Annotated in this window: 1 protein-coding gene and 1 pseudogene; both read right to left on the bottom strand. The window is 74.9% G+C overall.

Annotation, left to right across the window (positions count from 1 at the left end):
- Positions 1-176: 176 nt before the first annotated feature.
- Complete coding sequence (locus tag NWP10_RS11635) at positions 177-2,003, bottom strand: penicillin-binding protein 2 (protein ID WP_017489694.1); 1,827 nt, start codon at positions 2,001-2,003, stop codon at positions 177-179.
- A pseudogene (locus NWP10_RS11630) lies at positions 2,000-2,243 on the bottom strand (hypothetical protein); the annotation flags it as partial. The gene NWP10_RS11635 and the pseudogene NWP10_RS11630, both read right to left, overlap by 4 nt.

The following is a 2,243-nucleotide window of genomic DNA, read 5'->3' as shown; positions in this document are numbered from 1 at the left end:
GGTCCGGGCGGCCACGCCGGCCGCCTGCAGGGCGCGGGTCAGCTCGTCCCACGGCGTGGCGGGCGTCCGGGAGGGCCGGAAGGCGGCGTCCTGCTGGGCGGGCGTCGGCGGCTCCGGCTGCGCGGGCTGGCTGCTCATGCGGTGCTCCTGGGGGATGGGCGGCGGGCTCGGAGGCGTCACCACGGTCGGTCCTGGGGGTCGTCGACGAACACGTCGTAGTCCTGCGGGGCGGCGCCGTCGGCCGGCACGTCCGCCTGGCGGAGCATGTGCTCCATGATCTGCGCGGCGGCGCTCGTCACCGCGCGCGAGCCCAGCTGGGACGGGGGCCGGTGCATGGACACCGAGACCACGAACCGCGGGTCGTCCAGCGGGGCGACGGCGGTGAAGCCGAAGTTGTAGCCGTCGTAGCGGCCGGTGTCGCTCGCGGCCTCCGCGGTGGAGGACTTGCCGCCCACCCGGTAGCCGGGGATGGCCGCGGCCTTGCTGGTCCCCTGCGTCACCACGGTCTCCATCATGCGCAGCATGTCGGCGGCGGTGGCCTCCGAGACCACCCGGTGCGGCTCCGCGGCCGGCTCCCAGCGCTTCTCCGCGCCGTCCCCGTCCACCGTGGCGTCGATCAGCCGCGCGGGCTCCATGACGCCGCCGTTGGCCATCGCCTGGTACATCTGCGCGGTGTGCAGGGTGGTCTGGGTGTAGCCCTGTCCGAACGCGGTGGTGAGCCGCTGGCGTCCGTCCCACTCCCCGGGGGGCACGAGGACGCCGCCCGCGGTGCGGGGCAGGCCCAGGTCGATCGGCTTGCCGACGCCGAAGGAGCGCATGTACTCGTAGCGCAGCTCGTCGCTGATCTCCTCCGCCACCTGCACGGTGCCGGTGTTGTAGGAGCGGGCGAAGATGCCGGCGACCGTCATGTCGTAGGTCTCGTGCGGGGCGAAGTCGCGGATGGTCTGCCCGTTGAACTCCTGGCTGCTGGGGACGGTGTAGCCGTCCGTGGCCGTGGCGGCCCCGGCGTCGAGGGCGGCCGCGATCGGCAGGGCCTTGCCGGTGGAGCCGGGCTCGTAGGGGGTGCTCATCACCGTCGAGGAGCGGAAGTAGGGCTCGGTGCCCTCCGGGTCCGCGGGGTCCACGGTGGTGGAGTCCGCCATGACGAGCACGTCGCCCGTCTTCGCGTCCAGCACGACGGCGTTGGCCCACTCCGCGTCGTGCTCGGCGGCGAGGGCGCCCATCGTCTCCTGGGCGAACCACTGGGCGTCCTTGTCCAGGGTGAGGCGCAGGTCGGCGCCGTCGACGGCGGGGACCTCCTCGAGCGGCGCGTTGGGGATGCGGATGCCGTCCGCGCCGACCTCGAAGGTGCGGGTGCCGGGGGTGCCGGTCATGACGTCGTCCTGGCTGAGCTCCAGGCCCTCCAGCGGCGTGCCGTCCCCGCCCATGAACCCGACGATGCTGCCGGCCACCGAGCCGTTGGGGTACACGCGCCGGTCCACCGGCTCCGCGAGCAGCCCGGGGACCTTGAGCGCCATGGCGGCGTCGCGCATCTCCGGGGTCACGGAGCGCTTCACCACGTTGTACGGGCGGGAGCCGATCGTGGCCTCGCGGACCTGCTCCTCGGGCAGCTCGAGCACCTCGGCCAGGCTGGCCAGCCGCGAGTCCACGTCCACGAGGACCGTCTTGCGGGCCTCGCGGTCCCACTCGTTGAAGTCCTTGACGAGGCGCTGGTCCACCACCATGTCGTAGCGGCGCACGCTCGAGGCCAGCACGTCGCCGTCCCGGTCGAGGATCGACCCGCGCTCGGGCAGGGTCTCCTGATGCGTCAGGCGCTTGTCCATGGCCGCGGCGGCCTGGCCCGTGGGGTCCACGCCCTGCACGTACACCAGGCGCAGCGCGAGCCCGCCGAGGAGCACGAGCACGAGCAGGAGGAGGCCGCGGATGCGCGCGTCCGGGAGCCCGGGGGCGGGACCGACCGTGGATCCGCCGCGGGGTGAGGAGGACGCGGGACGGTCCGTCAACGGTCGGAGGCGTCCCGGTCGTCGGAGGCGGCGGCGCCCGGGACGGCGGCCGGCGCGCCGAGGGTGCGGGGGCCCTCGATGTCGCCGCGGTCGGCGTCGGCCGAGCCGGCCGAGCCCTGGCGGACGGCGTCCGCGTTGACCGGCGGGGCGACGAAGGTCGCGGAGATCTCGCCCTCGCGGGCGGGCTGGGCCTCGCCGCGGAACTCGCCGGTGGCGGCGTCCACGGAGGCGGTGCCGGCG

This window comes from Micrococcus sp. HG099, from assembly GCF_024723355.1.
Classification (GTDB): domain Bacteria; phylum Actinomycetota; class Actinomycetes; order Actinomycetales; family Micrococcaceae; genus Micrococcus; species Micrococcus endophyticus.
The sequence above is the reverse complement of the archived record's forward strand: the minus strand, read 5'-3'. Positions and strand labels throughout refer to the sequence as shown.